Source organism: Streptacidiphilus jeojiensis (assembly GCF_042510965.1).
Lineage (GTDB): Bacteria > Actinomycetota > Actinomycetes > Streptomycetales > Streptomycetaceae > Streptacidiphilus > Streptacidiphilus jeojiensis.
On the sequence record NZ_JBEUKS010000005.1, the window covers coordinates 411,186 to 436,171 of the forward strand.

The 24,986-nt window shown below is 72.8% G+C and carries 18 protein-coding genes, 1 pseudogene and 1 riboswitch; of the genes and pseudogenes, 13 read left to right on the plus strand and 6 right to left on the minus strand.

Going from position 1 to position 24,986, the window contains the following annotated elements; all coding sequences use genetic code 11:
• The first annotated feature begins 62 nt into the window (after nt 1-62).
• Nucleotides 63-173, plus strand: a riboswitch (SAM riboswitch).
• 32 nt (nt 174-205) lie between these two features.
• From ABUW04_RS16870 to ABUW04_RS16895, 6 genes are all read left to right on the plus strand, one after another.
• A complete protein-coding gene (locus ABUW04_RS16870) occupies nt 206-274 on the plus strand; it encodes a putative leader peptide (protein ID WP_347879463.1) in 69 nt (22 codons plus the stop codon).
• A 196-nt stretch (nt 275-470) separates the two neighbouring features.
• Nucleotides 471-1,706, plus strand: coding sequence for an LLM class flavin-dependent oxidoreductase (locus tag ABUW04_RS16875; protein ID WP_380565551.1), 1,236 nt, complete (start codon nt 471-473; stop codon nt 1,704-1,706).
• Nucleotides 1,707-1,745: 39 nt separating this feature from the next.
• Complete coding sequence (locus ABUW04_RS16880) at nt 1,746-3,149, plus strand: NtaA/DmoA family FMN-dependent monooxygenase (protein ID WP_380565552.1); 1,404 nt, start codon at nt 1,746-1,748, stop codon at nt 3,147-3,149.
• Entirely contained in the window at nt 3,146-4,234 is a 1,089-nt protein-coding gene (locus ABUW04_RS16885; protein ID WP_380565553.1) for an LLM class flavin-dependent oxidoreductase, read from the plus strand. The genes ABUW04_RS16880 and ABUW04_RS16885 overlap by 4 nt, the downstream gene beginning before the upstream one ends.
• Before the next feature lie 5 nt (nt 4,235-4,239).
• The gene (locus tag ABUW04_RS16890; RefSeq protein ID WP_030248955.1) at nt 4,240-5,370 is read left to right on the plus strand and encodes an LLM class flavin-dependent oxidoreductase; all 1,131 of its coding nucleotides are present in this window, start codon (nt 4,240-4,242) and stop codon (nt 5,368-5,370) included.
• 38 nt (nt 5,371-5,408) lie between these two features.
• Entirely contained in the window at nt 5,409-5,915 is a 507-nt protein-coding gene (locus ABUW04_RS16895; protein WP_232241994.1) for a flavin reductase family protein, read from the plus strand.
• 79 nt (nt 5,916-5,994) lie between these two features.
• Here ABUW04_RS16895 and ABUW04_RS16900 read toward each other — a convergent pair whose 3' ends face one another.
• On the minus strand, nt 5,995-6,516 hold the full coding sequence (locus ABUW04_RS16900; protein ID WP_380565554.1) for a hypothetical protein: 522 nt from the start codon (nt 6,514-6,516) through the stop codon (nt 5,995-5,997).
• Between the two features lie 112 nt (nt 6,517-6,628).
• Here ABUW04_RS16900 and ABUW04_RS16905 point away from each other — a divergent pair, with 112 nt between their 5' ends.
• The 3 genes and pseudogenes from ABUW04_RS16905 to ABUW04_RS16915 all read left to right on the plus strand — a co-directional run bounded on the left by ABUW04_RS16905 (nt 6,629) and on the right by ABUW04_RS16915 (nt 8,162).
• Entirely contained in the window at nt 6,629-7,177 is a 549-nt protein-coding gene (locus tag ABUW04_RS16905) for a hypothetical protein (protein WP_380565555.1), read from the plus strand.
• A gap of 73 nt (nt 7,178-7,250) precedes the next feature.
• Nucleotides 7,251-7,739, plus strand: a pseudogene (locus tag ABUW04_RS16910) (GNAT family N-acetyltransferase); the annotation flags it as partial.
• 42 nt (nt 7,740-7,781) lie between these two features.
• Complete coding sequence (locus ABUW04_RS16915) at nt 7,782-8,162, plus strand: NUDIX hydrolase (protein ID WP_380565652.1); 381 nt, start codon at nt 7,782-7,784, stop codon at nt 8,160-8,162.
• Between the two features lie 16 nt (nt 8,163-8,178).
• Here ABUW04_RS16915 and ABUW04_RS16920 read toward each other — a convergent pair whose 3' ends face one another.
• Nucleotides 8,179-8,859 (minus strand): maleylpyruvate isomerase N-terminal domain-containing protein, encoded by a 681-nt coding sequence (locus ABUW04_RS16920; RefSeq protein ID WP_380565556.1) that lies wholly within the window; start codon nt 8,857-8,859, stop codon nt 8,179-8,181.
• A gap of 163 nt (nt 8,860-9,022) precedes the next feature.
• Between ABUW04_RS16920 and ABUW04_RS16925 the strand changes: the two genes are divergently transcribed.
• Nucleotides 9,023-13,156, plus strand: a complete 4,134-nt coding sequence (locus tag ABUW04_RS16925) for a molybdopterin-dependent oxidoreductase (protein WP_380565557.1) — start codon at nt 9,023-9,025, stop codon at nt 13,154-13,156.
• A 51-nt stretch (nt 13,157-13,207) separates the two neighbouring features.
• Here ABUW04_RS16925 and ABUW04_RS16930 read toward each other — a convergent pair whose 3' ends face one another.
• On the minus strand, nt 13,208-14,425 hold the full coding sequence (locus ABUW04_RS16930; protein ID WP_380565558.1) for a uroporphyrinogen-III synthase: 1,218 nt from the start codon (nt 14,423-14,425) through the stop codon (nt 13,208-13,210).
• A gap of 254 nt (nt 14,426-14,679) precedes the next feature.
• On the opposite strand from ABUW04_RS16930, the gene nirB reads away from it, so the two are divergent.
• The 3 genes from nirB to ABUW04_RS16945 all read left to right on the plus strand — a co-directional run bounded on the left by nirB (nt 14,680) and on the right by ABUW04_RS16945 (nt 19,086).
• A complete protein-coding gene (gene nirB, locus ABUW04_RS16935) occupies nt 14,680-17,193 on the plus strand; it encodes a nitrite reductase large subunit NirB (protein ID WP_380565653.1) in 2,514 nt (837 codons plus the stop codon).
• A complete protein-coding gene (nirD, locus tag ABUW04_RS16940; RefSeq protein WP_084713404.1) occupies nt 17,190-17,642 on the plus strand; it encodes a nitrite reductase small subunit NirD in 453 nt (150 codons plus the stop codon). The genes nirB and nirD overlap by 4 nt, the downstream gene beginning before the upstream one ends.
• A 94-nt stretch (nt 17,643-17,736) precedes the next feature.
• Entirely contained in the window at nt 17,737-19,086 is a 1,350-nt protein-coding gene (locus ABUW04_RS16945) for an MFS transporter (protein WP_380565559.1), read from the plus strand.
• Between the two features lie 28 nt (nt 19,087-19,114).
• On the opposite strand, the gene ABUW04_RS16950 is transcribed toward ABUW04_RS16945, so the two are convergent.
• The 3 genes from ABUW04_RS16950 to ABUW04_RS16960 form a co-directional block, all read right to left on the minus strand.
• Nucleotides 19,115-21,157, minus strand: a complete 2,043-nt coding sequence (locus ABUW04_RS16950; protein ID WP_380565560.1) for a protein kinase domain-containing protein — start codon at nt 21,155-21,157, stop codon at nt 19,115-19,117.
• Nucleotides 21,158-21,306: 149 nt separating this feature from the next.
• Entirely contained in the window at nt 21,307-22,461 is a 1,155-nt protein-coding gene (locus tag ABUW04_RS16955; protein ID WP_380565561.1) for a serine hydrolase domain-containing protein, read from the minus strand.
• A 225-nt stretch (nt 22,462-22,686) separates the two neighbouring features.
• Entirely contained in the window at nt 22,687-24,771 is a 2,085-nt protein-coding gene (locus tag ABUW04_RS16960) for a glycoside hydrolase family 36 protein (RefSeq protein WP_380565562.1), read from the minus strand.
• Nucleotides 24,772-24,986 lie beyond the last annotated feature (215 nt).

Here is a 24,986-nt window from a genome sequence, read left to right on the forward strand (position 1 = left end):
GCCATCCCCAGTCGATCACTGGGGATTGTGTTCGACGCCCATCCGGAGTTAGCGTGTGAGCAGGTTACGAGCGTCAGCAACAAGCCCTGGCTGGCTGACCAGCAACCCTCCGACGCGGCGGGGTGCTCCAGGTGACGACCCGACAGGACGGCGCAGTCCTGTAAGCGCGCAAGCTGAACCGGAGGTGAGAGCAGTGCGTCAACCAGTGGGCACGTACTCGCGTCGCCATATCGATCTTCAGCGCATCGCCAGCGCCCTCTGTCCGGCCGCCTGAGCAGCACCCCCGCTCGACGGGCGCTGCGCCGCCGTACCTCCGGCCACCGCTCCGAAGCACCTCTCCCGCTGCAGCGGTCCTCTCGCTGAAGCACCCTCCCTCCCGCCGACTCCGCCCCGGGCCGCCCCGGCGCGGGTCCCCCTCGGCATGCCCGCCGCACCATCGGGCCCCAATCGAGCAGGAAGCGATCTCCCCCATGCCTCTCCCACACCCCGCCCTCCATCTGGCCGTCGCCCTCGACGGCACGGGTTGGCACCCCGCCGCCTGGCGGCTGCCCGACGCCCGGCCCGAGGGGCTCTTCACCGCGGCGTACTGGGCGGACCTCGTCGCCGAGGCCGAGCGCGGACTGCTGGACTTCGTCACCATCGAGGACTCCCTGGGCCTCCAGTCGGCCGAGACCTTCGCCCCGGACCGGCGCACCGACCAGGTCCGCGGGCGGCTGGACGCGGTGCTGACCGCCGCCCGGATCGCCCCGCTCAGCCGGCACATCGGCCTGGTGCCGACCGCCACGGTCACCCACACCGAGCCGTTCCACATCTCCAAGGCGATCGCCACCCTCGACTTCGTCAGCAGCGGACGCGGCGGGGTACGGGTCCAGGTGTCGGGACGCCCGCACGAGGCCGAGCTCTTCGGGCGCCGGACGCTGCCGCCGTTCACCTTCGAGGACTTCGAGCGCCCCGAGGTCCAGGCCCTGGTCGGCGAGCTGTTCGACGAGGCGGCCGACTACGTCGAGGTGCTGCGACGGCTCTGGGACAGCTGGGAGGACGACGCCGAGATCCGCGACGTCGCCACCGGCCGCTTCATCGACCGCGAGAAGCTGCACTACATCGACTTCGAGGGCAGCGCCTTCAGCGTGAAGGGGCCGTCGATCACCCCGCGCCCCCCGCAGGGGCAGCCGCTGGTCACCGCGCTGGCGCACCAGACCATCCCCTACCGACTGGTCGCCCGCTCCACCGACCTCGGCTTCACCACCCCGCACGACGCGGACGGCGCCCGGGGCATCGTCGCCGAGATCCGCGCCGAGCAGGCCGCGGCCGGGCGCGCCGACCAGACCGTGCACGTCTTCGGCGACCTGCTGGTCTTCCTGGACGAGGCCCCCGGCGCGGCCGCGGCCCGCCGGGACCGGCTGGACGAGCTGGCCGCCACCCCGCTGACCAGCGACGCCGAGGTCTTCGCCGGCACCGCCGCCGACCTCGCCGACCTGCTGCTGGAGTGGCAGCAGGCCGGGCTGACCGGCTTCCGGCTGCGCCCGGCCACCCTCCCCCACGACCTGGAGCAGATCACCCGCCGGCTGGTCCCCGAGCTGCAGCGCCGCGGAGCCTTCCGCACCGCCTACGAGGCCGACACCCTGCGCGGGCTGCTCGGCCTGCCCCGCCCGGAGAGCCGCTACGCCGACGCATCCGCCGCAACCTCCGCCGCCACCTCTGTCTGAGCGCTTGTTCCACCACCGAGACCTAAGGACGCCTGTCGCATGAGCAAGCCACTCAAGCAGATCCACCTCGCCGCGCACTTCCCCGGTGTGAACAACACCACGGTGTGGAGCGATCCGGCCGCCGGAAGCCAGATCGACTTCAGCTCCTTCGTCCACCTGGCGCGCACGGCGGAGCGCGCCAAGTTCGACTTCCTCTTCCTGGCCGAGGGGCTGCGGCTGCGCGAGCAGGGCGGACAGATCTACGACCTGGACGTGGTCGGCCGCCCGGACACCTTCGCCGTCCTGGCCGCGCTGGCCGCGGTCACCGACCGGCTCGGACTGGCCGGCACCATCAACTCCACCTTCAACGAGCCCTACGAGGTGGCCCGGCAGTTCGCCTCGCTGGACCACCTCTCCGCGGGCCGCGCCGCCTGGAACGTGGTCACCTCCTGGGACGAGTTCACCGGACAGAACTTCCGCCGCGGCGGCTTCCTGGCCCAGGAGGACCGCTACGAGCGGGCCAAGCAGTTCCTCACCGCCGCCCAGGTGCTCTTCGACTCCTGGCGGGGCGACGAGATCGTCGCCGACAAGGAGTCCGGCACCTTCCTGGCCGACCCCGACGCCGGACGCTTCCAGCACCGGGTGAGCCAGTTCGACATCGCCGGGCAGTTCAACGTCCCGCGCAGCCCGCAGGGACGGCCGGTGATCTTCCAGGCCGGCGACTCCGAGGAGGGCCGGGAGTTCGCCGCCTCCTCCGCCGACGCCATCTTCAGCCGGCACAGCACCCTGGAGGCCGGACGCGCCTTCTACACCGACGTCAAGGACCGACTGGACCGGTACGGGCGCGGCCGGGACGAGCTGCTGATCCTGCCCGCGGCCACCTTCGTCCTCGGCGACACCGACGCGGACGCCCAGGAGAAGGCCGCGCTGATCCGGCGCCAGCAGGTCAGCGGGCAGACCGCGATCAAGTTCCTGGAGCAGCTCTGGAACCGCGACCTCAGCGACCACGACCCGGACGGCCCGCTGCCCGAGGTCGACCCGCTGGTCGGCGAGAACACCATCGCCAAGGGGCGGGCCAGCGTCCGGATGCACCGCGACCCGCTGGACGTCGCCCGGCAGTGGCGGGAGCTGGCCGCCGCGAAGAACCTCTCCAGCCGGGAGGTGATCATCGAGGTGACGGGACGTCAGTCCTTCATCGGCACACCGTCGAAGGTCGCCGAGACGATCAACGAGTTCGTGCAGACCGACGCCAGCGACGGCTTCATCCTGGCCCCGCACCTGACCCCGGGCGGCATCGACGAGTTCGCCGACACCGTCGTCCCGCTGCTGCAGGAGCGCGGGGTGTTCCGCAGCGAGTACGAGGGCACCACGCTGCGCGACCACCTCGGCCTGGCCGCACCGCGGAGCCGGGACGAGAACCGGGGCGAGGACCGGAACCGGGCCACCGAGAGGGCTGCGTCGTGAAGTTCATCACCATCACCCTGATCGTCCACTCCCCCGACCCGGTCACCGGCCGGCAGCCGTCGACCCAGGAACGCTTCCGCCAGGTGGTCGACAGCGCGCTGCTCGCCGAGGAGCTCGGCTTCGACGGCTTCGGCGTCGGCGAACGGCACGAGCGCCCCTTCATCTCCTCCTCCCCACCGGTCGTGCTCAGCCACGTCGCCGCGCTGACCAAGCGGATCCGCCTGTTCACCGCGGTGACCACGCTCAGCCTGCTCGACCCGGTCCGCGCCTACGAGGACTACGCCACCCTGGACCACCTCTCCGGCGGCCGGCTGGAACTGATCATCGGCAAGGGCAACGGCGCCGCCCAGCGCGAGCTGTTCCAGGTCACCCCCGAGGACCAGTGGGACCGCAATGCCGAGTCCTACGAGCTGTTCCGGCAGATCTGGCGCAACGACAAGGTCACCGCCTCCCCCAAGTTCCGCCCGGAGCTGCTGGACGCGGAGGTCTGGCCGCGGCCGTTCCAGCAGCCGGTCCGGGTCTGGCACGGCAGTGCCACCAGTCGGGAGTCGGTGGACCTGGCCGCCCGCTACGGCGACCCGCTGTTCTCTGCCAACGTCACCAACCCGATCGAGCCCTACGCCGAACTGATCCGCTACTACCGCGAGCGCTGGGAGCACTATGGCCACGACCCGGCCCGCGCGGCCGTCGGCGCCGGCACGGCCGGCTTCTACGCCGCGCCGACCTCGCAGCAGGCGCTCGCCGACTACCGCCCGGTCTTCGAGGGGTACCTGGGCTTCCAGAAGCGGCTCGGCGTCGAGCCGGTGTTCCCCACCCTGGAGGACTTCGTCGAGCGCAGCTCGGCCCTGATCGGCAGCCCGCAGCAGATCGTCGACAAGGTGCACCGCTACCACCAGCGGTTCGGCCACAGCGTGCTCCATCTGCACGCCGAGGCAGGCGGGCTGACGGATGCTCAGCACCGGGACTCGCTGGAGCTGTTCCAGTCCGACATCGCACCGGAGCTGCGCCGGTCCATCCCCGACCCGCCCTGGGCCTGGGCCCCCGTCAACACTCCGGCACCAGCACCGGCCCCCGAAGGAGCCTGACCGCCATGTCCACCACCCCGCTCGCCGTCCTGGACCTGGTCCCGATCAGCTCCGGATCCACCGCCAGGCAGGCCCTGCACAACAGCATCGACCTGGCCCGGCAGACCGAACGCTTCGGCTACAGCCGCTACTGGTTCGCCGAACACCATCTCAACCCCGGCGTCGCCGGGACCTCGCCCGCCGTGGTGCTGGCCCTGACCGCCGCCGCGACCACCCGGATCCGGCTCGGCGCCGGAGCGGTCCAGCTGGGCCACCGCACCGCGCTGGCCACCGTCGAGGAGTTCGGCCTGCTGGACGCCCTGCACCCGGGCCGCTTCGACCTCGGCCTGGGCCGCTCCGGCGGCAAGCCGGCGCCGTCCCGCGAACCGGCCCTGGTCGGCGGCACCGCCGTGGTCGACGGCTACACCCCCAACGGACTGCGCATCCCGGCCAAGTTCGACTTCCGTCATCTGCTCAAGTCGCCACGGTTCGTCCTGCACAAGAAGCTGCTGCAGCAGCCGAACGCGGAGGCGCAGGACTACGCCGAGCAGGTCGACGACATCCTCGCGCTGATCGCCGGCAGCTACCGCACCGCGGACGGTGTGGAGGCCCATGTGGTGCCCGGCGAGGGTGCGGACCTGGAGGTGTGGATCCTCGGCAGCAGCGGCGGCACCAGCGCGGAGGTCGCCGGCGCCAACGGACTGCGCTTCGCCGCCAACTACCACGTCAGCCCGGCCACCGTGGTCGAGGCCGCCGAGGGCTACCGCGCCGCGTTCCGTCCCTCCGCGGTACTGGACCGCCCCTACGTCAGCGTCTCCGCCGACGTGGTGGTCGCCGAGGACGAGGCCACCGCGCGGGAACTGGCCACCGGCTACGGGCTGTGGGTGCGCAGCATCCGCAGCGGCGAGGGCGCGATCCAGTTCCCCACCCCGGACGAGGCCCGCGCGCACGTCTGGAGCGACCAGGACCGCGCACTGGTCCAGGACCGGGTGGAGACCCAGTTCACCGGAACCCCGCAGCAGGTCGCCGACCAGCTGGAGATCCTCCGCGACGCCACCGGCGCCGACGAGCTCGTGGTCACCACCATCACCCACGACCACGCCGACCGGGTCGCCTCCTACCGGCTGCTCGCCGAGGAATGGGCGCGCCGGTCATGACGGTTACAGCAACAGACCCTTTGCTTCGGAGGAGAACAGTGACCCAGGCTCAGGCCCAGAACGACGTGGCCCTGCACCCCGCCGAACTGCGCCGCGTCTTCGGCGCGTTCCCGACCGGGGTCACCGCGATCGCGGCACTGGTGGACGGGGCGCCGGTCGGCCTCGCCGCCAGCTCGTTCACCTCGGTCTCGCTCGACCCGCCGCTGGTCTCGGTCTGCGTCGCGCACAGCTCGACCACCTGGCCGGTGCTCAGCGGCAGCGCCCGACTGGGCGTCAGCGTGCTCAGCGCGCAGCAGGAACTGGCCTGCCGCCAGCTGGCCGCCCGGGACGGCGACCGCTTCGCCTCGCTCGACTGGCGGGCCACCGAGGACGGCGCGGTCCTGGTCGAGCAGGCCGCCGCCTGGCTGGACTGCAGCGTGGAGCAGCTGATCCGGGCCGGGGACCACGACATCGTGCTGCTCCGGGTCCACGAACTGGACGCCGACCCGGCGGTCCCCCCGCTGGTCTTCCACGCGAGCGGCTTCCGCCGCCTCGAAGCCGCCTGAGCCCGGGGGAGGGCCCGCGCGCGACCACCACGGCGGAAGAACGGTGAGTGCCGTTTCTTCCGCCGTGGGTTGCTTCGCCTCACTCGTCCGAGCGGCCGTCCCGCGCGGGCAGCGCCTCACCGCAACGGCTGCAGTAGCGCGCGGACGCCTCCGTCGCCAGCCGGCCGCACTCCGGGCAGACCCGGTCGAGCAGGCAGGGACCCTCACCGCCCTCGGCGACGGCGGCTCCGCCGAGATTGCCGATCCCGAGCGGCGGACGCCGCTGGTGCACCGTCAGGTAGGCCAGCCCGGCCGGACCCGCAGCCAGCGCACGGCGACTGCCGCGCGGCAGCCACACCACCCCTCGCGGCTCCAGCTCCAGTCTCCCCTCCGGCCCGTCCAACAGACCGCCGCCCTCCAGCACCACCAGCAGCACGTCCAGATCGTTCTCGGCATGCTCCCCCACCGTGGCCCCGGGGCCCAGCCGCACCAGATTGGAGTCCAACTGCCGCCCCGGCTCCGCCAACCGCCACAGCGCCCCACCACGGCCGGCCTCCACGCCGGCGGCGTACGCGGCCTCCAGGTCGACCAGCAGCAGGGGAACGGCAGGAACGGTGGGCATGGCGACCGCCTTCTTGTGCGCGGAGTGGAACCACCATCATCCCCCTCACCTCCTAGACTCCGGGCGATGATCGACCGCGCGTCCCGCGCGGCGGGTGGAAGCGGGGGCAGGGATGGCAGGCGAGAGTGTCGGTGCGGGGACTTCGCGGCGCAGACGGCTCTGGGCCGTCGGGGTGGTGCCGGCGGTGGCTGCGGTGCTGCTCGGCGTCTGGTTGGCGACGGACGGGTGGGCACGGGTTCAGGACGCTCTCGACGGCCCGGACGCATCGGAGCCGTCCTGTTCCTGGTCCGCCCGTGTCGAAGGCGCCAACGCGGACCAGGCCGGCTTGATCCGCTGCTACCTGCGCGCCCTCGCCCAGCACAGCGAGAGCGGGCTCCGCGCCGTGGTCCCGTCGCAGGACAACGAAGGCCCCACCGGATTCACCGCCGCGGACTTCACCCACAGCCGCGACGCCGCCGCCGGCCCCGCGACCGTGACGGTCAAGCCCAACGACTCGGACAGCGCCGACGCTTCGGTGACGATCAGTTACATCGACGGTGCACACGACCAGTTGGAGATCCACGGCGCGAACCCGGCGTCGGCCCATTCGTGGCGGTTCGTCAGCGTAGGCACCTACCCGAGCAACCCGAACGAGCCGTCCGCCGCAATCCCCTCGCGGTAGCGCGGCCCAGGCCGGCTGGATTCCTTCGGGCCATGCTGGACCGGGGCGCACGTCACGGGTACCGTCGCTCGCCATGACCCCCACCCTGCGCACCGAGCGCCTGCTTCTGGAGCCGTACACCCCCGCCGACGAAGAGGACTTCGTGGCACTGTTCCAGGACGAGCGGGTGTCCAGGTGGATGGGCGACGGCCCCGCCTCAGAGGCGGAGGACCGTGCGCTGTTCGGCCGGATCTTCACCAAGGTGTACGCCGTGAACCGGTTCGACGTCTGGGCCGTGCGGCGCGACGGCCGCCTGGTCGGCCATGCCGAGATCAAGCCGGCGACCGTCGTCGACGGCTACGAGATCATCTACGCGTTGGCCCCCGAGACCTGGGGCCAAGGCCTGGGCACCGAACTGGCGAACGCCATCGTCACCTACGCCTTCGACTCCATGGCCCTGACCGAAGTGCACGCCACCGTCGCCGAACCGAACCAGGCCTCCCTGACCCTGCTACGCAAGCTCGGGTTCCACCACGTCCGGAACATCAAGGAGGACGACGGCAGCACGACCTGCCTGCTCACCCGCGACATCGTCAAGGTCGACGTCGAGGCCGTTCCGGAGAAGGTGGCCTGGGTCCTGCTCCGTGACGGGCGGGTGCTCGTGGCGCGTAACCGCGGCGTCGACCTCTTCTACTTCCCCGGCGGCAAACGGGAACCAGGCGAATCCGACGCCGAGACCCTGACCCGCGAGATCGCCGAGGAACTCCAGTCCCGAATCGACACGGCCACGATGGTGCACGTCGGCACCTTCGAGACGCAGCGGGAATCCGACGGCCACACCGAGTTCCGGATGATCTGCTACACCGCCGAGCACTCCGGTCCCCTGCTCGCCTCGAACGAGATCGCCGAGACGGACTGGTTCAGCTACGCCGATCGCTCGCGGGTTTCGGCAGCCGACCAGATGGTGTTCGACATGCTCCACTCCTCCGGCCACCTACTGCTCTGACGCGGTTGAGTCCGGTTCAGCCCAACGCGAGCCAGTGCAGCCCCAGCCGTTCGATCTGGTCCGACTCCCAGGCGTCGAGCGGTGCTCGCCCTGTCGCCTTGCGCAGGAACGTTGGGCGGCTCCAGCCGAGTTCGTCCACCAGCTTCGCTCCCGAACCTGCCAGCAACTGGAGTAGCAGGTCTCCGGCCTCCTGCGTCAGCCACGGTTCACGGCCCAGGGCGTCGGCGAGGTCGAGCCCGTGGACGGCGACCTCGACCACCCGCGTGAGCATGAAGTCGGACAGGAGCATGGCGTCCCCGTGCCGGGTCACCACCGCCCGCTCCTCCGGCTCCTGCCGACACTGCCCGTCCACCCTGCGCCAGATCTCCCCGAAGCCCTCAGCCAGCGCAGCACCCGAGGCGTGCCCGGCGGAACACTCCTCCGCCAGGCGCAGACGAGCCGTGTTGGTCGCAACAGCAAAGCGATGGTCCGGGCGGTAGTACTCCCTCGCGGACACCTCGGCCCGTCGGGGTGAAGGCCCGACCAACATGCCCGGAACCCAGCCCAGCACCACGCACACATGCCCCAGCAGTTCGCGTGCCGACCAGGGTTCGCAGCGCGTGGGCCGCGTCCACTCGTCCTCACTGACCTGGGCAGCCCGGTGTGCGAGTTCCTCCGCCTCCGCCCGGAATGCGTCCATCACCTCAGCCAGATCCATGGCGATCAAGCTACCCGTAGGTGGTGATCTCACCGGCCCCCCTGGGCCGTGTGCGGGGGTTGTAACCGTGGGGCTGCGGTGGGGGACACCGGGGTGCAACAGCGGGTTTCTAGCGTTCCGGGTGGCGGGGTCGTCCTGCCGGTGTGGACGAGAGGGGCCGTGGGTGCCGGAGCTGGGGGTGGCGACCGAGCAGGTGCGTACGGTGTGCTCGTACTGCGGTGTGGGCTGCGGGATCGTGCTGGACGTGGGCCGGGACGCCGAGGGGCGGCGCAGCGTGCTGCGGGCGTCCGGGGACAAGGCGCATCCGGCGAACGGGGGGCGGCTCTGCACCAAGGGCGCGACCAGCGCCGAGATGCTGGCCGCGCCCGGACGGCTGGCGCAGGCGCTGGTGCGGGCCGAGCGCGGGGCGGCGCCGGAGCCGGTGGGGCTGGACGGGGCCGTCGCCGAGGCGGGACGCAGGCTGCGGGCGGTGCTGGACGAGCACGGCCCGGACGCCGTCGCCCTCTACGTCTCCGGCCAGATGTCGCTGGAGGCGCAGTACCTGGCGAACAAGCTGGCCAAGGGCTATGTCCGGACCAGCAGGATCGAGTCCAACTCACGGCTGTGCATGGCCAGCGCCGGCAGCGGTTACAAGCTGTCGCTCGGGGCGGACGGCCCGCCCGGCTCCTACCAGGACTTCGACCACGCGGACGCGTTCCTGGTCATCGGGTCCAACATGGCCGACTGCCACCCGATCCTGTTCCTGCGGCTGCTGGAACGCCGCAAGGCCGCCGGCGCGAAGCTGATCGTGGTGGATCCGCGCCGCAGTGCCACCGCCGACAAGGCCGACCTGTTCCTGCAGATCAAGCCGGGCACCGACCTGGCCCTGCTGAACGGCCTGCTGCACCTGCTGGTCGAGAACGGCGACGTCGACGAGGAGTTCGTCGCCGAGCACACCGAGGGCTGGGACGGCATGCCCGCTTTCCTGGCCGACTACCCGCCGGAGCACGTCGCCGAGGTGACCGGGATCCCGGAGGCGGACATCCGCCGGGCCGCCGATTGGATCGGGGCGGCCGGCGAGTGGATGAGCTGCTGGACGATGGGGCTGAACCAGTCCACGCACGGCACCTGGAACACCAACGCGCTGGTCAACCTGCACCTCGCCACCGGGGCGATCTGCCGTCCCGGCAGCGGCCCGTTCTCGCTGACCGGCCAGCCCAACGCCATGGGCGGCCGGGAGATGGGCTACATGGGCCCGGGCCTGCCCGGCCAGCGCTCGGCGCTCGACCCCGGCGACCGCGCGTTCACCGAGGCGCTGTGGTCGCTGCCGTCCGGCACCCTGCGCGCCGAGGCGGGCCAGGGCACCGTGGAGATGTTCGAGCGGATGGCGGCCGGGGAGATCAAGGCCTGCTGGATCATCTGCACCAACCCGGTCGCCTCGGTCGCCAACCGCCGGACGGTGATCGAGGGCCTGGAGGCGGCCGAGCTGGTGATCACCCAGGACGTGTTCGCCGACACCGAGACCAACGCCTACGCGGACATCGCCCTGCCCGCCGCGCTCTGGGCCGAGTCCGAGGGGGTGATGGTCAACTCGGAGCGCAATCTGACGCTGAGCCGGCGGGTCGTCGACCCGCCGGGCGAGGCACTGCCGGACTGGCAGCTGATCGCCCGGGTCGCCCGGGCCATGGGCTTCACCGAGGGTTTCGAGCACGGTTCCGCCGAGGAGGTCTTCGAGGAGATCAAGCGCGCCTGGAACCCGAAGACCGGCTGGGACCTGCGCGGAGTGGACTACGACCGGCTACGGGAGACCCCGGTGCAGTGGCCCAGCGCCGATCCGGCCGGTCCCGACCGCAATCCGGTCCGCTACCTCAACGACGGCGTCAGCCAGACCCTGCTGGTCCGCCCGGACGGCACCCGGCCCCGGCTGGCCTTCCCCACCGCCACCGGCCGCGCGGCCTTCTTCGCACGGCCGCACCTGCCGGCCGCCGAACTGCCGGACGATGACTACCCGTTCGTGCTCAACACCGGTCGGCTGCAGCACCAGTGGCACACCCTGACCAAGACCGGCAAGGTCGCCAAGCTCAACCGGCTCGACCCTGGCCCCTTCGTCGAACTGCACCCCGAGGACGCGGCCGCGCTCGGGGTGGTCGAGGGCGACGGGGTGGAGGTGGCCTCGCGGCGCGGGCGGGCGGTGCTCCCGGCTCGGATCAGCGACCGGGTCAGGCGCGGGGACTGCTTCGCACCGTTCCACTGGAACGACCTGTTCGGCGAGTACCTCAGCGTCAACGCGGTGACCAGCGACGCGGTCGACCCGATCTCCTTCCAGCCCGAGTTCAAGGTGTGCGCGGTCGCGCTGGCGAAGGTGTCGACCGCAGCAGCGGCGGCCGAGACGGTGCCGGAACCGGTCCGCGCGGCGGCGCCTGAGCTGGTAGCGGTGCCGGAGCTGGTGCCCGTGCTGGCCCACGCCCTGGGCGTCGAGACGGCTCCGCCGGCCCTCGACGAGAGCGCACGCCGCTACCTCTCCGGCTTCCTCGCCGGGCTGACGGCCAGGCCGCTCACCGACGGCGCGGTACCGGTGCTGCCGTCGGGTGCACCGCTGGAGCGCGGGGACGCCGAGTGGGTGGACGGGCTGCTCGCGGGGATGTTCTCGCGCTCCCCGGCCAACGACCCCGGCAGGAGGACCGGACCGACCGGGCCGACCGTTCCCACCCGGGAGGTCCTGGTGCTGTGGGCCTCGCAGACCGGCAACGCCGAGGAGGTCGCCACCGCAGTACGGGACCGGCTGACCCGCGCGGGCCGCACGGTTGCGCTGCAGGACATGGCCGGCGCCGCCCCGGAGAGCCTGGTCGACGGCGCCGATCTGCTGGTCGTCACCAGCACCTTCGGCGACGGCGACGCCCCGGACAACGGCTCAGGATTCTGGAAGTGGATCACCGACGCGGACGCGCCGAAGCTGGCCGGCGTCCGCTACAGCGTCCTGGCCCTCGGCGACTCCAGCTACGACGACTACTGCGGCCACGGCCGGCGGCTGGACGAGCGCCTGGACGAGCTGGGCGCGCAGCGGCTGCTGCCGCGCGTCGACTGCGAGCCGGACAGCTACCAGCAGGACGCCGAGCGGTGGCTGGAGCAGATCGTCGGCCTGCTCGAAGGCACGCCCGAAGCGACACCAACGGTCCCGTCCGTCCCCGCATCCGCCCCCGCCCGCACCGGCCAGGCGCCCTTCACCGCCCGGCTGTCCGGCAATCGCCTGCTCAGCCTCCCCGGCGCCGCCAAGGAGGTGCGCTCGTTCAGCTTCGACACCGGTGGCGCCCTCGCCTACGAGGCGGGCGACGCACTCGGCGTCCGCCCGCTCAACTGCCCGGACTTGGTCGCCGAATGGCTGGAGGCCACCGCGCTGGACCCGGGCGCCGAGGTGGCACTCGCCGACCGGGGCACCGTGCCGCTGCGCGAGGCGCTACTGCGGCATCTGGACATCACCCGGATCACCCCGGCCCTGCTCCGCTTCGCGTCCGAGCGCAGCGGCGACCGCGCGCTGCGGCGGCTGCTGCGTCCCGACAACAAGGGCGAGCTGGCCAAGTGGAGCTGGGGCCGGCAGGCCGTCGACCTGATCGGCGAGTTCTCGCTGGACATCACCGCACAGGAGTGGGCCGAGCTGCTCAAGGGACTGCAGCCGCGGCTGTACTCCATCTCCTCCAGCCCGCTGGCGCACCCGGACCAGCCCAGGATCACCGTCTCGGTGCTGCGCTACGACGGCCTGCACGGGCAGCGGCGCAAGGGCGTGGCCTCGACCTATCTGGCCGACCGCTCCCCCGGCGGCGAGGTGTCGGTCTTCGTCCGGCGGTCACCGCACTTCCGGCCGCCGGCCGACCCGGCCACCCCGATGATCATGGTCGGTCCCGGTACCGGGGTGGCGCCGTTCCTCGGCTTCCTGGAGGAGCGCCGGGCCCGCGGCCACTCCGGCCGCAACTGGCTCTTCTTCGGCGAGCAGCGCCGCGGCACCGACTTCTACTACCGCGAGGAGCTGGAGGAGTTCCACCGCCAGGGCGTACTGACCCGGCTGGACCTGGCCTTCTCCCGGGACCAGCGGGCCAAGGTCTACGTGCAGGACCGGATGCGCGAGCACGGCGCCCAGCTGTGGTCCTGGCTGCAGGAAGGCGCCCAGCTGTACGTCTGCGGCGACGCCAACCGGATGGCCAAGGACGTCCAGCAGACGCTGGTCGACATCGCCGCCGCCCACGGCGGACTCGGTCCGGCCGAGGCGGCGGCCTACGTCGAGCAGCTCGCCGCGGACCGCCGCTACCTCAGGGACGTCTACTGACGGACCGGCACCAGCGCGGGCGCCAGCGCCGGAACGCGGACCGACGCTCCGTCAGCCCGGCACCGCGAGTCGATATCCGCGCTTGGGCACCGTGCGGACCAGCGCCGCGTGCGGGCCCAGCGCGGTGCGCAGCCGGGCCACCGCGGCCTCGACGGCGTGCTCGTCGGCGCTGATGCCGACCCAGACCCGGCGCAGCAGTTCGGCCCGGCTGAGCACCCGTCCCGGCTGCTCGGCGAGCGCGCGCAGCAGGGCCGCCTGGGTGGGCGACAGCCACAGCGTGCCGTTGGGGGTGAGCACGGCGCTGCCCTGCAGCACCAGCCGGGCGCTGCCGAGCTGCAGCTCGCGGTTGCCGACCGGCAGGGCCTCGACGATGGTGCGCACCAGGGAGCCGAGCCGGCCCCGGTCGGGGTAGACCGGCCGCACGCCGTGCTCCTCCAGCGGACGGGCGCAGACCGGTCCGACGCACACCGGCAGCACCCCGTCCCGCAGCGCTTCCAGCACCTCCTCGTGCAGCCCCTGGGCGTGCGCGCAGTCCAGGAAGCCGGTGATGGCCGGTGCGCTGGTGAAGGCGATCGCCTGGATCTCCCGGCGGATCGTCTGCTCCACCAATCGGCGTACCGCCTCCGGGTCCTGCGGCGGGGCCCAGCGGTAGACGGGGACGGTGATGACCTCGGCGCCCCGTTCGCGCAGCGCCTCGGCGAAGGCGTCCAGGGGTGCGCCGTGCTCCTGCAGGGCGACCCGGCGTCCGCGCAGGTCGCGGGCGAGCAGCCAGGTGAGCAGCCCGTCGTTGGCCTCGTTCGGCGGGGCGTAGGCCTCGCCCAGTCCGCTGGCGCGCACCGCGCCGGTGGCCTTGGGGCCGCGGCTGATCACCACGGCGTTGCGGCAGGCCTCGCCCAGGCGCCGGCCCAGGCCCCAGCCGTCAGCGGCGCTCATCCAACCGCGCCAGCCGACGCCGGTGGTGGCCACCACGTAGTCCAGCGGCGCCGCCAGGCACAGCTCGGTGGCCTGGCGCAGGGCGTTGTCGTCCTCCAGCGGCACGATCCGCACGGTGGGGGCCTCGACGACTCTCGCCCCGCGCCGCTTCAGCAGCGCGACCAGTTCGTCGCGGCGGCGGGCGGCGGTGACCCCGACCGTGAATCCGGTCAGCGGTCCTGCGCCGGCCGCGCCCTCGTCGGGATCGGCGCCGTCGGTCGGCTCCGGGCCCTTCGGGAGGGCCGCGCTGCCGCCGGGCCCCGGGGACGCGGTGTCGGGTGTGGGAACTGTTGCCATGCTCCGCAGGCTCCAGCAGCGGTGTTTCGGCGTTGTTGCGCCACCGTCACGGGGCGGTGAGCGAAACAACCACCCGGCATACAGCAGATGACGCGTCGGTCACCAGGTCGGGGTGTCCGTGTGAGGGACACGTACCGCTGCGGCAACACCGGCGACCCATCCCGGAAACCGCCCCCGACCACGCTCGATGCCATGACCACCACCGGAGGAGAGAGCCCGTGACGCTGCGAGACCTGGTCCTGGTCGGCCATGGGATGGTCGGTCAGCGCTTCCTGGAGGCCCTGTTCGAGCGGCCGCACGACTGGCGCGTCACCGTGCTCGCCGAGGAGCCCCGCCCCGCCTACGACCGGGTCCATCTGACGTCCTGGTTCTCCGGTACGACGGCCGAGGAGCTGTCGCTGTGCCCGCCGTCCTTCGCCGAGGAGAACGGCATCGACCTGCGCCTCGGCGATCCGGCCGTGGCGGTCGACCGGGCCGCCCGCACCGTCACCACCCGCAGCGGCGCGGTGCTCGGCTACGACGCGCTGGTGCTGGCCACCGGCTCGTACCCGTTCGTCCCGCCGGTCCCCGGCCATGACGCCGAGGGCTGCCACGTCTACCGCACCATCGAGGACCTGGAGGCGATCCGGGCCGGCGCCGAACGCGCCAGGGTCGGCGCGGTGGTCGGCGGCGGGCTGCTCGGCCTGGAGGCCGCCGGGGCGCTGCGGGCGATGGGCCTGGAGACCCATGTGGTGGAGTTCGCCCCGCGACTGATGGCCCTTCAGGTCGATGACGGCGGCGGCAGGGTGCTGCGCCGCGCCATCGAGGAGCTGGGCGTGGTGGTGCACACCGGCGCCGGCACCCAGAGCATCGAGACCGGCGAGGACGGCGCGGTCCGCGGTATGGCCCTGTCCGACGGCAGCTCCGTGGAGGCGGACCTGGTGGTCTTCTCGGCCGGGGTGCGCCCCCGCGACCAGCTCGCCCGCGACTGCGGGCTGGCGGTCGGCGAGCGCGGCGGCATCGTCGTGGACGAGCAGTGCCGCAGCTCCGACCCGCGGATCTCCGCGATCGGCGAGTGCGCGCTGGCCGTCGACGGCCGCGTCTACGGCCTGGTCGCCCCCGGGTACGCGATGGCCGAGGTCGCCGCCGCCGAACTGACCGGCGCGGCCGGCTCGTTCACCGGCGCCGACACCTCCACCAAGCTCAAGCTGCTGGGCGTGGACGTGGCCAGCTTCGGCGACGCCCACGGCGCCACCCCGGGCGCCCTGGACGTGCTGTACTCCGACAGCAGGTCCGGCGTCTACAAGAAGCTGGTGGTGCACCCGGACGGAAGGCTGCTGGGCGGCGTCCTGGTCGGCGACGCCGAGTCCTTCGCCACCCTGCGCCCGCTGGCCATCGGCGGCGCGCCGCTGACCGTCCCCGCCGAGCAGCTGATCCTGCCCGCCTCCGAGGGCGGCGGCGCGGGCAAGCTGGAGCTGCCCGACGACGCCGTGGTCTGCTCCTGCCACAACGTCAGCAAGGGCGCGATCCGCGCGGCCGTCGCCGAGCAGGGCTGTGCGAGCATCCCCGAGGTCAAGAAGTGCACCAAGGCCGGTACCGGCTGCGGCAGTTGCCTCAAGCTGATGGGCGGCATCGTCAGCGCGGAGCTGCAGGCGGCCGGCGTCGAGGTGGCCAAGGGCCTGTGCGAGCACTTCGCCCACACCCGCTCCGAGCTCTACGAGATCGTCCGGGTCAAGGGCATCACCAGCTTCGCCCGGCTGCGGGACGAGCACGGCACCGGCCTGGGCTGCGAGATCTGCAAGCCGGCCGTCGCCTCCATCCTGGCCAGCCTGGGCAACGGCCACATCCTCGACGGCGAGCAGGGCGCACTGCAGGACACCAACGACCACCACCTGGCCAACCTCCAGCGCAACGGCTCCTACTCGGTGGTCCCCCGGGTCCCCGGCGGCGAGATCACCCCGCAGGGGCTGATCACCATCGGCGAGATCGCCCGTGACTTCGGCCTCTACACCAAGATCACCGGAGGCCAGCGGATCGACCTCTTCGGAGCCCGGGTGGACCAGCTGCCGGCCGTCTGGGCCCGGCTGGTGGACGCCGGCTTCGAGTCCGGGCACGCCTACGGAAAGGCCCTACGCACCGTCAAGTCCTGTGTGGGCGAGACCTGGTGCCGCTTCGGGGTGCAGGACTCGGTGGGCCTGGCGATCGAGCTGGAGCTGCGCTACCGGGGGCTGCGGGCCCCGCACAAGCTCAAGTCGGCGGTCTCCGGCTGCGCCCGCGAGTGCGCCGAGGCGCAGAGCAAGGACTTCGGCGTCATCGCCACCGCCGAGGGCTGGAACCTCTACGTCGGCGGCAACGGCGGCATGACGCCCCGTCATGCCGACCTGCTGGCCAAGGACCTGGACCGGGACACGCTGATCCGCACCATCGACCGGTTCCTGATGTTCTACATCCGCACCGCCGACCGGCTGGAGCGCACCGCGCCCTGGCTGGACCGGCTGGAGGGCGGCCTGGACCACCTGCGCCAGGTCGTACTGGAGGACTCGCTGGGCATCGCCGACGAGCTGGACCAGATGATGGCCCGTCATGTCGAGACCTACCAGGACGAGTGGGCGGCCGTGCTAGCCGACCCGCAGCGGCTGCGCCGCTTCGTCTCCTTCGTGAACGCGCCCGGCACCCCCGACCCCACCGTCCGCTTCGTCCCCGAACGCGACCAGATCCGCCCTGCCCGCCCCGACGAGGACGGTCACGTCCTGATCGGCGGCACCAGCCTGGAGGTACGCAGCCGATGACCGAGACCCTCACCTTCGACGCGGCCGTCGCGGTCGACGTCGACGTCGCCGAACCGGTGGCCGCCCGCACCCGGACCGCCGTGGAGATCCATGACGGCCAGCACTGGGTCCAGGTCTGCGAGTTGGACGAGCTGCTGCCGGGACGCGGAGTCGCCGTGCTGCTCGGCGCGGAGCAGGTGGCACTGTTCCGCGACCCGGCCGACGGCCTGCACGCGCTGGACAACCGCGACCCGTTCAGCGGCGCCCACGTCCTCTCCCGCGGCCTGCTGGGCAGCCGCGGACCGGTCCAGGTGCTGGTCTCGCCGATGCTGAAGCAGGCCTTCGACCTGGACACCGGCCGCTGCCTGGACGAGGACACCGCACCGGACGGCAGCAGCGCGACGCTGCGCCGCTGGCCGGTGCGCAGCCGTCCCTCACAAGCCCTCCCGGACGGTGTGCGGGAACCGTAGCGCGCTGGAACCGACAACGCGCAGGGCGTGAAACCTCGGCCCACCAGCATGGGAACCAATCAACGACTCCCCTCTACCTGAGGCTGGTTCACCCATGAGCGCAACAGTCGACAGCACCGTAGGAGCAGCCGCACCGCCCCGGTCCCGCGCCATCGCGGACTGGCGCCCCGAGGACGAGGCGTTCTGGGAGCGGACCGGGGCCGTGACCGCCCGGCGCAACCTGGTCTTCTCGATCCTCTCCGAACACATCGGCTTCTCGGTCTGGAGCCTGTGGTCGGTCCTGGTGCTCTTCCTGGGCCCGCAGTACCACATCGACGCGGCCGGCAAGTTCGTGCTCACCGCGGTCCCCACCGCCTGCGGCGCGCTGCTGCGGCTGCCCTACACCTTCGCCGTCGCCCGCTTCGGCGGCCGCAACTGGACCGTCTTCAGCGCCCTGCTGCTGCTGGTCCCCACCGTGTTCGCGGCGGTGGTGCTGCATCCCGGCGTGAGCTACTCCACGCTGCTGGTCGCCGCTGCGGTCGCCGGGGTGGGCGGCGGCAACTTCGCCTCCTCGATGGCCAACATCAACGCCTTCTACCCGCAGCGGCTCAAGGGCTGGGCGCTGGGCCTGAACGCCGGCGGCGGCAACCTGGGCGTACCGGTGGTCCAGCTGGTCGCGCTGCTGGTGCTGGCCACCGCCGGGGCCGCGCACCCCCGGCTGCTGGTGCTGGTCTACATCCCGCTGATCGTGCTGGCGGCCCTGGGCGCCGCCCTGCGCATGGACAACCTCACCATGCTCCGCAACGACCGCAGGGCCATGCGGGACGCCACCAGGGACCACCACACCTGGGTGGTCTCGGCGCTCTACATCGGCACCTTCGGCTCCTTCATCGGCTTCGGCTTCGCCTTCGGCCAGGTGCTCCAGGTCCAGTTCCACGCCCAGTTCGACACCCCGCTGAAGGCCGCCTACCTGACCTTCCTCGGCCCGCTGCTGGGCTCGCTCTCCCGTCCGCTGGGCGGGCTGCTCGCCGACCGCCTCGGCGGGGCCAGGATCACCCTGTGGACCTTCGCCGCGATGGCAGCGGCGACGATCGTGGTCCTGGTCGCCTCGCAGCAGCACTCGCTGGCGCTGTTCCTCGGCGGCTTCATCCTGCTCTTCGCGCTCAGCGGGATCGGCAACGGCTCGACCTACAAGATGATCCCGGCGATCTTCCGCACCAGGGCCGAGGTCGCGGTGGCCGAGGGCGCCGATCCGGAACAGGCCGAGCAGGCCTCGCGGCGCAGCGCCTCAGCGCTGATCGGCATCGCCGGCGCGATCGGCGCCTTCGGCGGGGTCCTGGTCAACATCGCCTTCCGGCAGTCGTTCCTGAGCTCCGCCAACGGCAACGCCGCCTACCTGGCCTTCCTCGGCTACTACGCGCTGTGCCTGGTGCTGACCCGGATCTTCTACACCAACCGGGTCTGACACACCTCCTGATGCCGCGTCAGCCGCGTCAGCTCTTGGTGGAGCGCAGCGCCGCCCAGGTGAGCGGGCCGACCTGGCCGTCGACCTCCAGGCCCTTGGCGGTCTGGAAGGCCTTCACCCCGGCCTCGGTGTCGGTCCCGAACTGGCCGTCCACGCCGGAGGAGCCGACCCCGTAGCCGCGGTTGACCAGCATGCACTGGACCTGGAGCACACGGCTGCCGGTGTCGCCGTACTGGGTCTGGGTGGTGCCGGAGTAGTAGGTGCAGTTCCTGATCCAGGCCGGGCTGGTCGGGGAGGCCGCGGGCGCGGTGGTCGGGGTGGACGCCTTGGTGGTGGCCGCCGCGGCCGTGGTCGCGGCCGCCGCGGCGGTGGTCGCCCCGGCCGCCTTGGTCGCCGTACCGGCGGTGCCGCCACCGGTGCCGGAGCCGGCCGCCGGTGAGGTCGCGCCGACGGCCGGAGCGCCGGCGGCAGTGCTGCTCGCCGAGGCCGAGGCGGCGCCGCTGCGCCCGGCGCTCGGCGAGGCGGTACCGCTCGCACTCGCCGCCGCGCTCGCGCTTCCGGTCCCGGTCCCCACCGCGACCGTCCCGGGCAGGGCCGACGCCGACACCGAAGTCCCGGAGGAGGCCGCCGCGTCCGCACCATGGGCACCGGAGCTGCCGCTGCCCAGCAGCACCCCGGCCACCGCGACCGCACCCACGGCGACTGCGCTGCCCGCGACGATCAGCACATTGCGCCGCCGCGAGGAGGACACGGCGGGCGGAGCCGACTGCGGCACGGTACGGGGCGGCAGCGGCGCGGCGACCACGTAGGCGGGCTGCTGCAGGGCCGGGACGGTCGGCGGGGTACGCGGCCCGGCGACCGGGGTGGGCGCCTCCGCGGAGGCCTGCCAGGGCACCGCCTGCGGGGTGGGCATCGGAGGCGTCGGCGTCGGCATCTGCGCGGGCCCGGGTATCTGCTCCGGCGGAAGCCCCGGCCCCGCAGCGACGGCGCCAGCCCCGGCCCCGGCGCCGGTGCCAGTCCCGAGCCCCGTCCCCGCGAACAGCTGGACGGTGTGCTGCGGCTGGTCGACCTCGGCCGGCCGGCCCACCTCAGGAAGCGTCAACTGCTGTGCCGCCAGGGCTATCTCCACCCGGCGGACGATCTCCGCGCTCAGCCCGGCCGACCAGGGCGCCAGCACCCGCCGGCTCGCCGCCTGCGCGGCGATGGACTCCGGATCCGGCCGCGCGGCGGGGTCCTTGTCCAGGCAGGACCGGACCAGCGCGGCGAGCCCGGGGTCCGCCTGCTCGACCCGGCCCAGCACCTCCTCCTTGGGCGGCTCGAAGGCCACGCTGTGCAGCACGTCGACGCTGGTGCCGTCGCCGAAGGGACCGTTCCCGGTGACCGAGTAGGCCAGCACCGACCCGAGCGCGAACACGTCCGAGGCCGTAGCCACGCCCTGGCCGCGCACCTGCTCCGGCGACATGTACGCCGGGGTGCCGACCTGCTGCCCGGTGGTGGTGATCGAGCTGGTGTCGGCGGCCTGCGAGATCCCGAAGTCGATGACCCGGCAACCGTCCGTCCCCAGCACCACGTTGGACGGCTTGACGTCCCGATGCACCACGCCGACCCGCTGCATCGCGGCCAGCGCCTGGGCCAGGTCCCCGGCCAGCCACCAGGCAGCCTCCGCGCTGAGCGGGCCGTGCGCGGCCACCGCCTCGGAGAGGTTGAGCCCGGGGATGTAGTCGGTGGCCATCCACAGCAGGTCGCCGTCCAGCCCGGTCCCGAGCAGCACCGCGGCCTGCTCGCCGCGGACCCGCCCCAGCGCCTCCGACTCCCGTTCGAACCGGCGTCGGAAGCCGTGGTCCTCGGCGTACTCCGGCCGGATCACCTTGACGGCGGCCAGCCCGGGGCTGCCGTCCAGCGGCCGGCCCAGGTAGATCCGCCCCATCCCGCCGCCGCCCAGAGCGGCCAGGACCGCGTACGGCCCCACCCGGCGCGGGTCGACGGCCCGCAGCGGCGTCGCCCCGAGTCGGTCCAGCCCCGTCCGCGCGAACACGCGCGGATCCGACAGCTCATCATGCTGCTGCGCCATGGTGCGGACTCGACTTCCCCGTTGCGGACATGACCGTGAGTGCTACCGGTACTACAGGTGCACAAGATGCATGGGGGAGATTACCGCTCCCGGCGCCCGCCGTCTCGGCCGGTCCGCCGACGAACGCCGTGGAGCGGACGGCGCCGGTCCTAGCGCAGGGCGGCATCGGCGATGCCGGTGATGAAACCGAAGTACGCGGCGTTCTCGTCGGTGGGTGTGAAGGCGTAGGCCAGCACCCGCTGCAGGTCGGCGGTGGCGAACACGCCGTCGGTGTAGCCGGGGCGCGAACCGGTCTTGCCCCACAGGGTCACCCCGTCGATGGTGACCCCCATCAGGCCCATCCCGAAGCAGGCCCGGCCCGGGTTGCCCAGCTGGCACTGGCTGGTGCCCAGGTAGGGCACGTCCGGAACGGTGGTCAGGTCCCGCTGCTCCGCGGCGGGCAGCAGCCGGCCGTCGAGCAGTGCGGTGAGCAGAGTGCTGAGGTCGGCGGTGGACGAGATCATGCCGCCCTCGGCCCACGGGTAGGGGCTCTGCTCGGTGACGTCCACCGGCTGCGAGCCCTGGTTAACCGTCAGATAGCCGTGCAGGTGCGGACCCTGGATCCGGTAGTCGGTCGCGGCGGGGACCGTGGTGTCGTGCAGCCGCAGCGGGCGCAGGATGCGCCGGCTGACCTCGTCGGCGTAGGAGTGCCCGGTGACCTTCTCGACGAGCAGGCCCAGCAGGTAGTAGTTCTCGCCGTTGTACTGCTGCTCGGTCCCGGGCGCGAAGCTCATCGGCTGCCCGGCCATGGACGCCACGACCTGCTCGGGCGTCGGGTGGCCGAAGCGCTCGGCGATGAACAGGGCCGGGTCGCCCTCCCCGTCGCCCGCCGTGCCGCCGGGCAGGCCGCTGGTGTGGTTCAGCAGTTCGGCGACCGTGATCGGCGGGAAGTCGGCCGGCAGCAGGCCCGGAAGGTAGTGCTGGACGGTGCCGTCCAAGGCGACCCGGTGCTCGGCCACCAGTTGCAGGACCACGGTGGCGGTGAACACCTTGGTGACGCTGCCGATCCGGAACCGCGCGTCGGCGCCGGCCGGACGCCCGGTCGCCAGGTCCGCCGTTCCGGAGGCGCCGCGCCAGCTGCCGCCGGAGCCGGAGACGTCGATCAGCGCGCTGACCACCTGCTGGTTCGGCAGTCCACTGATCGCCTGCCGCAGCGCGGCGGGGTTCACCGGCGGCAGCTGCGCGGTGCCGGCCTCGGCCGCCGCCGCTGGCAGGACCGCGGTCAGCGCCAGCGACCCGGCGGTGAGGGCCAGCAGGGCGCGCATCCGGGCGCGTCGTGGACGTGAGGCGACTGAGCTGGCTGTGCTGGCTGAAGTGGCATGCATGGGAATCCCCCTGGGTGCGGTGGCGCTCGCAGTCCGGTGCTGGTCGCGACCGGCTCACCACGAGTGTTCCGGGATCCACCGCGCCGATCACTGGCGCAGGCCACCGGACCCGGGGTGGTGCGCGGACCACCCCGCCGGTAATGCCAGGGCCCGCGCCGGCAGCGCTCAGTCGGCGGCGAGCCGCACCACGACCGCCTGCGGCGCGTGCGGGAGCTCGACCGTCAGCTCGCCGAGCTCGTCGTCCCAGTGCACCGACCCGGCCGTCGCCGCCGGGTGCACCACCTGGGCATGGACGCCCAGCCCGCTCAGGTGCGGGACGGCGAGGGTGCGGTGCCGGGCCGCCTGCGGTGCGGACCCCGGTGCACCGTCCGGCGCGGGGCGGCGCCAGACCGTCAGATAGGTAGCGCCGTCGCCGCGCAGGCCGAGGGCGAGCCATTCGTCCTCCCAACCGGGCAGGCCCAGCGGCCAGAAGGGCAGCGTTCCGGGCAGGTCGGCGCGGATGGCCTTGTAGGCGGCCACGCCCTCGGCAACCAGGGCCTGCTGATCCCCCGTCATACGGTCCAGGAATCCGGACAGGTGAATCCGGCCGAGCATCGCACCGGCCAGGACGAAGGCGTTCTCGTCGTCGCTGAACTCCGGTTGCGGATAGGCCCAGACCGCGCTCTGCTCAGGGGTGACCGCGGTGGGGGCGGCGGCCGCGATCGGCGGGTAGCACAGGAAGTTCTCCTGGTCGCTGGTGGACTGCAGCTGGGCGACCGCCAGTTGGGCGTAGTCCATGCGCAGTCCGCCGGAGCCGCAGTTCTCCAGCACCAGGCCGGGGTGACGGTCCAGCACGGACTCCAGCCAGGCCAGGTGGGCGCGGTGGTGGCCGAGCAGTCCGGCGCCCGGCGACTGGCCGTCAACGTCGGTACCGGGACCGGCGTTGATGTTGTAGTCGAACTTGAAGTAGCCGACGCCCCAGTCGTCGACGATCCGGTCCACCACCGCGTCCAGGTGGGCCCGGGCGGCCGGGTGGCGCAGGTCCAGGTGGTGCCGCCCGTGCTCGGTGACCCGGACCCCGCCGCGCTGGAAGAACGCCTCCTCGGGCAGCGACCGGGCGATCGGGCTGCGGACCCCGACCACCTCCGGCTCCAGCCACAGCCCCGGCACCATGCCGTGCGCCCGGATCGCGTCCAGCACCAGTTGCAGACCGCCCGGGAAGCGGCGCTCGGCCGCCTCCCAGGCTCCGACCGAGTCCCACCAGCCGAGGGCGTCGTCGTCGTACCAGCCGGCGTCGATGACGAAGTACTCGGCTCCGGCCCGCCCGGCCGCCTCGATCAGCGGCAGCAGCCGCTCGCTGCTGGGGTCGCCCATCAGGGTGTTCATGTAGTCGTTGTAGATCACCGGCAGCGCGTCCAGGTCCGGGTGCGGCCGGCGCAGCAGCCGACGGTAGCCGGTGAGGACGCCGAAGGCGGCCTCCGGGCCCCCGGACGGCACCACCGCAAGGGCGGCGGGGACGGTGGTGAACTCCTCCCCCGGCGCCAGCAGGCAGCTCCAGTGGTGCCGGGCGTCGTCGGGACCGCCGAGGACGAGGTAGGCGCTGCGCCGGCGCTCACCGAGCTCGTAGCGCCAGCCGACGCTGGACTCGACCTGCCAGGCCCAGGAACGGCCGGTGCCGCGCTCGGTCAGCACCCCCAGCGGCAGGCTGCCGGCCGTGGACCAGCTGCCCCGCGAGCTTCGCTCGAAGCAGCCGCGGCCGTCGTGGCCGCCCGCCGAGCGGTCCAGGTCGACCAGCTGCTCACGCAACGGCGCCTGCCGCCACCGCAGTTCGGCCAGCCAGTCGTTGTCGGCCCAGTGCAGGTCGAAGTCGGCGGGCGCGCCCAGGCCGCCGAGGGTGAGGGTGCTGACCGACTCGATCCGGAGCGCGGTCGTGCCGTCGTTGCGCAGCCGCACCCGGGAGCGCAGCACCGGCAGCTCGGCCCGAGTGCTCAGCTCCACCTCCGCCGACAGCCCGGTCAGCGGGTCGTCCAGCCGCACCCGCAGCCGGTCCCAACCGTCCTGACGGTCCAGTAGATGACCCTGGTGCCGCATCCGGGCGCCGATGGCGCTGTCGACGGACCGCTCCCCGGACCACTCGCGCCCGTGCCCGGTGGCGACCACCTCCACCAGCGGGACCAGTGAGTCCCACTCCGCTCCGGGCGCTCCGAGCCGGACGCCACCGCCCTCGGACAGCAGCACCTGAACGCCGAGCGCCTCGTGCGACCAGAGCACGGACCTCTCCCCCGTGCGAGCAACAGTTGTCAACGCGTGTTCTCCTTGCGTGCGTCCAGGACGGTCCTCGAGGCGTCCACGCCCCGCGTTGTGACCGCTAACAATCTTGGCTTGCCGACGACCGCTCACACAAGAGCCGGTGGTCCGTCGCCGTCCACGCCGCCGTGGCGGCGGATCCCGGCGTCATCATCGCCAGAGTCCGGGCGATCTGACAA

What these genes read in the sequence shown, in the direction of transcription:
- ABUW04_RS16875 (WP_380565551.1), top strand. Translation starts at nt 471, where the DNA reads ATGCCTCTCCCACACCCCGCCCTCCATCTGGCCGTCGCCCTCGACGGC.
- ABUW04_RS16880 (WP_380565552.1), top strand. Translation starts at nt 1,746, where the DNA reads ATGAGCAAGCCACTCAAGCAGATCCACCTCGCCGCGCACTTCCCCGGT.
- ABUW04_RS16890 (WP_030248955.1), top strand. Translation starts at nt 4,240, where the DNA reads ATGTCCACCACCCCGCTCGCCGTCCTGGACCTGGTCCCGATCAGCTCC.
- ABUW04_RS16900 (WP_380565554.1), bottom strand. Translation starts at nt 6,516, where the DNA reads ATGCCCACCGTTCCTGCCGTTCCCCTGCTGCTGGTCGACCTGGAGGCC.
- ABUW04_RS16905 (WP_380565555.1), top strand. Translation starts at nt 6,629, where the DNA reads ATGGCAGGCGAGAGTGTCGGTGCGGGGACTTCGCGGCGCAGACGGCTC.
- ABUW04_RS16920 (WP_380565556.1), bottom strand. Translation starts at nt 8,859, where the DNA reads ATGGATCTGGCTGAGGTGATGGACGCATTCCGGGCGGAGGCGGAGGAA.
- ABUW04_RS16930 (WP_380565558.1), bottom strand. Translation starts at nt 14,425, where the DNA reads ATGGCAACAGTTCCCACACCCGACACCGCGTCCCCGGGGCCCGGCGGC.
- nirB (WP_380565653.1), top strand. Translation starts at nt 14,680, where the DNA reads ATGGTCGGTCAGCGCTTCCTGGAGGCCCTGTTCGAGCGGCCGCACGAC.
- nirD (WP_084713404.1), top strand. Translation starts at nt 17,190, where the DNA reads ATGACCGAGACCCTCACCTTCGACGCGGCCGTCGCGGTCGACGTCGAC.
- ABUW04_RS16945 (WP_380565559.1), top strand. Translation starts at nt 17,737, where the DNA reads ATGAGCGCAACAGTCGACAGCACCGTAGGAGCAGCCGCACCGCCCCGG.
- ABUW04_RS16950 (WP_380565560.1), bottom strand. Translation starts at nt 21,157, where the DNA reads ATGGCGCAGCAGCATGATGAGCTGTCGGATCCGCGCGTGTTCGCGCGG.
- ABUW04_RS16955 (WP_380565561.1), bottom strand. Translation starts at nt 22,461, where the DNA reads ATGCGCGCCCTGCTGGCCCTCACCGCCGGGTCGCTGGCGCTGACCGCG.